The organism is Streptomyces sp. NRRL B-24085, from assembly GCF_001282115.1.
GTDB lineage: Bacteria > Actinomycetota > Actinomycetes > Streptomycetales > Streptomycetaceae > Streptomyces.
This window is the reverse complement of the sequence record NZ_LJBR01000504.1, coordinates 1-6,991: the sequence shown is the minus strand read 5'-3', so window position 1 is coordinate 6,991 and position 6,991 is coordinate 1. Positions and strand designations below refer to the sequence as shown.

Genomic DNA, 6,991 nt, shown 5'->3' with positions numbered 1-6,991 from the left:
TGCGTCCCCATGACCCACCCCCCAGGGGCGCGGGGAACTGCGCGACCAGCCACGACTCACGTTCCCTCGGAGCGCAGGTGACTGTACCCACCCAGGGGCGCGGGGAACTGCGCGATCGGCCCCCACCGGCCCGCAGCCGCCCAGCCCGGCCAGGCACGACTCAGCAGTTCTTCTTGGTCCCCGTGGCCGCCGGCGCGGGGGCGGCCAGTGCGGCCAGTGCCTTGTCGGCGACGACCTTGCTGCTCAGGTTCTTGAAGCCGTTCCCGATGATCAGGTCGACCTCGGCACCCTTGCGGGTGTCCGTACGGGTCTCCGCGGAGGCGACCTGCGTGCCCAGGACCGGCAGCGAGGTCTTGAGGGCGGACGACGGGCCGAGCAGTATCGCCGTGCCCTTGACCTTCTTGTCGTAGGCCGCCGTCGCGTTGCCCACGTCGCCGATCCGGAAGCCCCGCTTCTTCAGCTCGTCCGCCGTCTTCTTGGCGAGCCCGCCGCGAGGCGTGGCGTTCAGGACGTTGACGGTGATCTGGCCCGGCTTGGGGAGGGGGACCGCGGAGGCGGACGGGGACGCGCCGGACTTCTTCGCGCAGTCCGTGCCGGAGCCGGCCGCGGAGGCCTTGTCGCCGCCGCCCGTGAAGACGTCGATGAGCTGGAGCGTGCCCCAGCCGACCAGGCTCAGCGCGGCGACGGAGGCCACCACACCGAGCACGAGCCTGCCGCGCCGCCGGGGCCGACGCATCCGGGGGTACTTGTCGCCCGTGATCCGGTACTTACCGCCCATGCCGGGGGGCGTCAGCATGCTCATGGGCGCAGCGTAGTGCGCGCGGGCGGTGATTCCTACTAGATGATCATTGACCGCCGCGCAGGAGAACCCGAAAGGGCCAAACCTTTACAGCGCCGTCACTCAGTCCAGCTCGAGCACGCGCGCGTGCAGCACCTGCCGCTGCTGGAGCGCCGCCCGCACCGCGCGGTGCAGACCGTCCTCCAGGTACAGGTCGCCCTGCCATTTCACGACGTGCGCGAACAGGTCGCCGTAGAACGTCGAGTCCTCGGCGAGCAGGGTCTCCAGGTCGAGTTGGCCCTTGGTCGTCACGAGCTGATCGAGGCGGACCGGGCGCGGTGCGACGTCCGCCCACTGCCGGGTGCTTTCCCGGCCGTGGTCGGGGTACGGCCGGCCGTTTCCGATGCGCTTGAAGATCACACGGAAAGCCTACCGGTCAAGACCTTCCGGGCGCAGCCATGGCGAGCGAGTGCGACGCTGGAAAAAGGGGAAGAAAAGGGCGTAACGGGAGCAGGGGTTCGGTATGAGCGAGCGAAAGACCCCGCCGCGGGGCGAGACGGGGGCCGCCCCGGCAACCGCCGACCGGTCCATGCCGGAGGCACGGTCCCGCTCCGCCGCGCTGCCGCAGCCGGCCCTGGAGATCGCCGCGGGCTACGCCTTCACCGGACCCGCGCTCGACCTCGGCGCACTGCTGTGGGACGGCGTCTGCCTCCCGGACGCGCAGGTCAGGATCCCCCTGTCGATGCTCAACCGGCACGGACTCGTCGCCGGCGCCACCGGCACCGGCAAGACCAAGACGCTCCAGCTCGTCGCCGAGCAGTTGTCGGCGCAGGGGGTCCCGGTCTTCCTCGCCGACATCAAGGGCGATGTGTCCGGCATCTCCGAGCCCGGCGCGCGGAACGAGAAGGTGCAGTCCAGGGCCGCGGAAGTGCACCAGCGGTGGGAGCCCACCGGCTTTCCCGCGGAGTTCTACGCCCTCGGCGGCATCGGGCACGGCATCCCGGTCCGGGCCACCGTCACCAGCTTCGGGCCGCTGCTGCTGTCCAAGGTGCTCCAGCTCAACCAGACCCAGGAGCAGTCCCTCGGCCTGATCTTCCACTACGCCGACCAGAAGGGGCTGGAACTGGTCGACCTCAAGGACCTGCGGGCCGTCGTCGCCTTCCTCACCTCCGACGAGGGCAAGGCCGAGCTGAAGAACATCGGGGGCCTGTCCACCGCCACCGCCGGGGTCATCCTGCGGTCCCTCACCGCGTTCGAGGCGCAGGGCATGGCCGACTTCTTCGGGGAGCCGGAGTTCGACACCGCCGAGCTGCTGCGCACCGCGGACGACGGGCGCGGGCTGGTCTCCGTCCTGGAGCTGGCCGCCGTACAGGACCGGCCGCAGCTCTTCTCGACCTTCCTGATGTGGCTGCTCGCCGATCTGTTCCACGATCTCCCGGAGGTCGGGGATGTGGACCGGCCGAAGCTCGTGTTCTTCTTCGACGAGGCGCATCTGCTCTTCAACGGGGCCTCGAAGGCGTTCCTCGACTCCCTCACGCAGACCGTGCGGCTGATTCGCTCGAAAGGAGTCGGCGTCTTCTTCGTGACGCAGACCGCGAAGGACGTGCCCGCCGACGTCCTCGCCCAGCTCGGCAACCGGGTCCAGCACGCGCTGCGGGCCTTCACCCCGGACGACCAGAAGGCGCTGAAGGCGACCGTGCGGACCTTCCCCGACTCCGCTTACGACCTGGAGGAGCTGCTCACCGGCCTGGGGACGGGAGAGGCCGTGGTGACGGTGCTGAGCGAGAAGGGAGCGCCCACGCCCGTCGCCGCGACCCGTCTGCGCGCGCCCGAGTCCCTGATGGCTCCCGTCGACGCCGGTGCCCTGGACGCGGCGGTCAGGGCCTCGGAGCTGTACGGGCGTTACGCACAGGCTGTGGACAGGGAGTCGGCGTACGAGAAGCTCGACTCCCGCGGCGCCAAGGGCCCGGACGAGATGAAAGCCCCGCCGGCCCCGGCCCCGGCCCGCGCGGACGACCCCTCCGTCGTCCAACAGGTCGTCGGCAGCGGCATGTTCAAGTCGCTGGCTCGGTCGCTGGGCACGCAGATCGGGCGGGAGATCACCCGCTCGCTCTTCGGTACGGCCCGGAGGAGGCGGCGGTAGCCCGCGGCCTCCTCCGGTGACTCAGCCGCGCTTCTCCTCTCTCGTCGGCGGCTGCTCCTTCGGGATCTGCGGTTTCGGCGCACTGCGTGCGGCCTCCGCGCGCAGCAGGGCGCGCAGGACCGCGTACGGGTCGACGGGCATGGCGGTGTTCCTTGTCCTTGCGTGAGTGCTGAGCGGGCCTGGGGAAACCGGCTCTGTCAGCAGCGCAGGACCACGGAACGCAGGACGGGCAGCGCGTACGGCGGCCTCGGGGGCGCGGGGAGGGGCCGCTGCGCCGGCACGCCGTGCACCGTCTCCGGCCACGGCACGGGCCGCAGAGGCACGACCGCACGGTGGACGGCCCGGGCCGGCGGCCGCAGCGCCGTGTCGAGGACGTCGTACTCGACGAGCTCCCCGGCGGGCACGGGCGGCATCGCGTGCGCCTGGAGATGCGCACCGGGAACCAGCAGCGCGAGCAGCAGCACGAGGACCCGCAGCCAGTCACGGCTGCCCGGGGGGCGTCGTACGGAACTCACACAGGTCGTCTCCCCCTCCGGCACGCCCGTTTCAGCACTTCGGCCCCGCAGTTCACCCGACCGGAGGGGCGGGCGTGGGGTGGTGCGGCGAGGAGGGCCGGGCGTTCCGGACGCCGGTGGTGCGGCGAGACTTGGGTGGTGGCCGCCGTGGGGCTCTGCCGACATCCGGTGCCGGCGGCGGTGCACGCGGGCGGTGGGGTCACACCGGGTGCGGGGTCCGGTGGGCTCGGCTGCGGATGCTCAGGGCCGTGACGATCTCGACCGCTCCCACGACGACCAGCCAGATGCCGCCGACCAGGGTGAGGACGGCGACCGACTCGAAGGGGGAGTCGATCAGCACGATCCCGGCGACGAAGGTGAGCACGCCGAGGAGGATCTGCCAGCCGCGGGCCAGCATCGAGCGGTCGGAGGCGGCGGCCAGGGTCTGGGTGATGCCGCGGATCAGCCAGCCGATGCCGATCCACAGGGCGAGCAGCAGGATCGACCGCATCGGCCCGCGCAGGCAGAACAGGCCCAGCAGGATCGACAGGGAGCCGCTGACGAAGGCGAGGACGCGCAGCGCGGTGGTCCTGTGCGTGCCGAAGGCCGCGACCAGCTGGAAGACACCGCTGACCAGGAGGTAGACGCCGAAGAGGACACCGGCCGCGAGCAGGGAGGCGCCGGGCCAGACGAGGACCAGGACGCCGAGGACCAGCGAAGCGGCACCGGTGAGCAGGACCACCTGCCAGGCCGCCTGGGCGAGGGTGTGCAGGGGGCCGTCGAGGGGCGGCTCGGGCGCGTGCGGCGAGGTGCCCGGCGGGCGGCCCGCGTGGACCTTGCGGTCGTCGAAACGGTCGGCGAAGCGGTCGTCGAACTCGGTCATGGTCCATGCTGCGACCGCCGCGCGCACCCCGGCCACCCGGGCCGGGCCACCCGGCTGACTAGGACTTCCCGCCCGCCTTCGCCGCCTTGGCGGCCGCCTTCATCTCCTGCTTGTGCGCGCGGACCTTCGTCAGCGACTCGGGGCCGGTGATGTCGGCGACGGACCGGAAGGACTCGGGCTCGCCGTAGGCGCCCGCGGCCTCCCGCCAGCCCCGCGGCCGGACGCCGAGCTGCTTGCCCAGCAGTGCCAGGAAGATCTGCGCCTTCTGCTTCCCGAACCCCGGCAGCTCCTCCAGCCGGCGCAGCAGCTCGCGGCCGTCGTCCACGCCCTTCCAGACCAGCTCGGCCTCACCGTCGTAGTGCTCGACGAGGTACTGGCAGAGCTGCTGGATCCGCTTGGCCATCGAGCCCGGGTAGCGGTGCACGGCCGGCTTCTCGGAGAGCAGTGCGACGAAGGCATCCGGGTCCTGCGCGGCGATGTCGTGCGCGTCGAGGTCGCTCGCGCCGAGACGGTCCGCGATGGTGCGGGGGCCCTTGAACGCCCACTCCATCGGGACCTGCTGGTCCAGCAGCATCCCGACCAGCGCGGCGAGCGGGGAGCGGCCGAGGAGCTCGTCGGCCTCGGGGTCCTGGGCGAGGTGAAGGGTGACGTCCATGACTCCGATCATGCCCCCGCCGCGGTCACAGCTCCACGTGAGGGCTGGTCAGCGCCGCGCCGAAGTAGCCCTTGACGCTCCCGACGGTGATGCCGGCGCTCTGTTCGGTGCAGGCGGTGGTTGCTGTTCGGTACGGGACAACAGCTGTCCCGTTCGACCCACCAGTCCCGGGAAGAGTTGTGCGCCCGGCGCGGGTTTCCTCTCAGGGCCTCCAGTAGCCCAGCGCGTCGACCCGCTCCTTCGGCACGCCCAGCTCCTTGCGGACGTACGACGACAGGGTCCGGGTCGTGGCCGTGTCGCAGGCGATCCAGACGTACGCGTCCGGGTGGTCCTTCAGCAGTGCGGGCAGGTCCGCCTTCGCCTGGGCGACCAGGTGCGCCCCGGAGTCGAGGCGGAGCACCCGGCGGACCTCGTGGCGGGACGGGTCGGTGCGGAAGGGGAGGTCCTCGTCGCCGCCCTCGAACCAGACGGTCGCGGGGGAGGAGTCCAGGGCGCCGAGGAGGGAGTTGAGGGCGGGCAGGGAGGCCGGGTCGCCGAAGGCGAAGACGTGCGTGGGCTCGGGGTCGGGCCGGTCGAACCCGGTGCCGTGGACGGTGGCCTCGACGGTGTCGCCGGGCTTCGCGGTACGGGCCCAGTCGCTGGCGACGCCGTCGTGCAGCGCAAACTCCAGGGAGAACGTGCCCTTCCCGGGATCCGGGTCGACCAGCGTGTAGGCGCGCTGGTGCGGCTTGCCCGCGGCGGAGAACCACAGGCGCACCCACATCGTCGGATGGACGCCGGTGGCCGCCAGCATCCCGCCGTCGGTGAGATGCACCCGCCGGTACGCCTCGGTGACGTCCTCGGCGCCGGTCACGGTGAACACGAAGTCCTTCGCCCGCAGCAGTCGGAGGACCGCGCCCTCCCAGCCGTGCCCCTGCCCCATGGTGCTTCACCCTTCAAGTACGATTCCCTCACCAGATAACTTAGGTAAGCCTAACTTAAACGGAAGCGAGTGCGAGGGTGAGTACCGAGATCTACCGCGACGCCTGGGGGATACCCCACCTCCGCGCGGGCAGCGCGCGTGAACTCGCCCACGCCCAGGGCCGGGTCACCGCCCGCGACCGTGCCTGGCAGCTGGAGGTCGAACGGCACCGCGCGCAGGGCACCTCGGCCGCCTTCCTCGGCGCGGCGGCCCTGTCCTGGGACACCCTCGCGAGACGGGCCCGCCTGGACGACACGGCCAGACGCTGTTTCGCCGCGCTGGAGAGACAGGACCCGGAGACGGCCGACTGGGTGCGGGCGTACGTCGACGGCGTCAACGAGGAGCTGCCGTCCGCCTCGGCCCCCGAGTTCACCCGCGTCGGCCTCGCCCCCGGCCGCTGGGAGCCCTGGACGCCGCTCGGCGTCTGGCTCGGCACGCACATCCTGTTCGCCGGCTTCCCGGCCAAGCTCTGGCGGGACGAGGCGCTGCGGCACCTGGGCCCGGACGCGGTCGGTCTCTTCGCCGCCGACGGTCCGGGCACCTCCGGCAGCAACGGCTGGCTGGTCGCCGGCGACCGCACCACCACCGGGCACGCCGTGCTCGCGGGCGACCCGCACCGCTACATCGAGGACCCCGGCGTCTACCAGCAGATCCGCCTGGCCTGCCCCGAGTTCGACGTCGTCGGCCTCGCGGTGCCCGGGGTCCCCGGCATCGCCCACTTCGGCCACACCGGCACGGTCGCCTGGTCCATCACCAACGCCATGGCCGACTACCAGGACCTCTACCGCGAACGGCTGCGCCGCACGGGGGCCGGCGTGGAGGCCCTCGGCCCGGACGGCGTCTGGCACCGCGCCACCCGGCACACGGAGACCGTCGAGGTGGCCGGCGAGGCCCCGGTCGAGATCGAGGTGATCGAGACGGACCGCGGCCCGGTGGTGGCGGGCGGCCCGGAGGGACTGGAAGGGGGCGGAGTGCTGGAGGAGCCCGCCGTCGCGGGTACGTCCCGGCCAGGCTCCCCTCCCGCACCGGCCCCCGTCGCCCTTTCCCTGCGCTACCCGCCCCGCGTCACCCGGGACC

The 6,991-nt window shown here is 72.2% G+C and carries 8 protein-coding genes; 2 read left to right on the top strand and 6 right to left on the bottom strand.

What is annotated here, in order from left to right; all coding sequences use genetic code 11:
* Positions 1–160: 160 nt before the first annotated feature.
* Together AOJ26_RS37980 and AOJ26_RS37975 are read right to left on the bottom strand one after the other, a co-directional pair.
* Entirely contained in the window at positions 161–802 is a 642-nt protein-coding gene (locus AOJ26_RS37980; protein WP_234358773.1) for a LytR C-terminal domain-containing protein, read from the bottom strand.
* Positions 803–901: 99 nt separating this feature from the next.
* The gene (locus tag AOJ26_RS37975; protein WP_003999914.1) at positions 902–1,198 is read right to left on the bottom strand and encodes a type II toxin-antitoxin system VapB family antitoxin; all 297 of its coding nucleotides are present in this window, start codon (positions 1,196–1,198) and stop codon (positions 902–904) included.
* A 169-nt stretch (positions 1,199–1,367) separates the two neighbouring features.
* On the opposite strand from AOJ26_RS37975, the gene AOJ26_RS37970 reads away from it, so the two are divergent.
* On the top strand, positions 1,368–2,921 hold the full coding sequence (locus tag AOJ26_RS37970) for a helicase HerA-like domain-containing protein (protein WP_086724410.1): 1,554 nt from the start codon (positions 1,368–1,370) through the stop codon (positions 2,919–2,921).
* 197 nt (positions 2,922–3,118) lie between these two features.
* Here the strand turns inward: AOJ26_RS37970 and AOJ26_RS37965 are convergent, their stop codons facing one another.
* From AOJ26_RS37965 to AOJ26_RS37950, 4 genes are all read right to left on the bottom strand, one after another.
* A complete protein-coding gene (locus AOJ26_RS37965; protein ID WP_053852901.1) occupies positions 3,119–3,436 on the bottom strand; it encodes a hypothetical protein in 318 nt (105 codons plus the stop codon).
* 199 nt (positions 3,437–3,635) lie between these two features.
* Positions 3,636–4,298 (bottom strand): HdeD family acid-resistance protein, encoded by a 663-nt coding sequence (locus AOJ26_RS37960; RefSeq protein ID WP_053852898.1) that lies wholly within the window; start codon positions 4,296–4,298, stop codon positions 3,636–3,638.
* A gap of 58 nt (positions 4,299–4,356) precedes the next feature.
* A complete protein-coding gene (locus tag AOJ26_RS37955; protein ID WP_053852900.1) occupies positions 4,357–4,953 on the bottom strand; it encodes an HhH-GPD-type base excision DNA repair protein in 597 nt (198 codons plus the stop codon).
* Between the two features lie 202 nt (positions 4,954–5,155).
* A complete protein-coding gene (locus tag AOJ26_RS37950; RefSeq protein ID WP_053852897.1) occupies positions 5,156–5,875 on the bottom strand; it encodes a siderophore-interacting protein in 720 nt (239 codons plus the stop codon).
* A 77-nt stretch (positions 5,876–5,952) separates the two neighbouring features.
* Here AOJ26_RS37950 and AOJ26_RS37945 point away from each other — a divergent pair.
* Positions 5,953–6,991: penicillin acylase family protein (locus tag AOJ26_RS37945; protein WP_199828916.1), on the top strand; the 1,039-nt coding region annotated here is incomplete at its 3' end.

Coding starts and splice junctions, on each gene's coding strand:
- AOJ26_RS37970 (WP_086724410.1), top strand. CDS start 1,368: ATGCCGGAGGCACGGTCCCGCTCCGCCGCGCTGCCGCAGCCGGCCCTG.
- AOJ26_RS37950 (WP_053852897.1), bottom strand. CDS start 5,875: ATGGGGCAGGGGCACGGCTGGGAGGGCGCGGTCCTCCGACTGCTGCGG.
- AOJ26_RS37960 (WP_053852898.1), bottom strand. CDS start 4,298: ATGACCGAGTTCGACGACCGCTTCGCCGACCGTTTCGACGACCGCAAG.
- AOJ26_RS37955 (WP_053852900.1), bottom strand. CDS start 4,953: ATGGACGTCACCCTTCACCTCGCCCAGGACCCCGAGGCCGACGAGCTC.
- AOJ26_RS37980 (WP_234358773.1), bottom strand. CDS start 802: ATGAGCATGCTGACGCCCCCCGGCATGGGCGGTAAGTACCGGATCACG.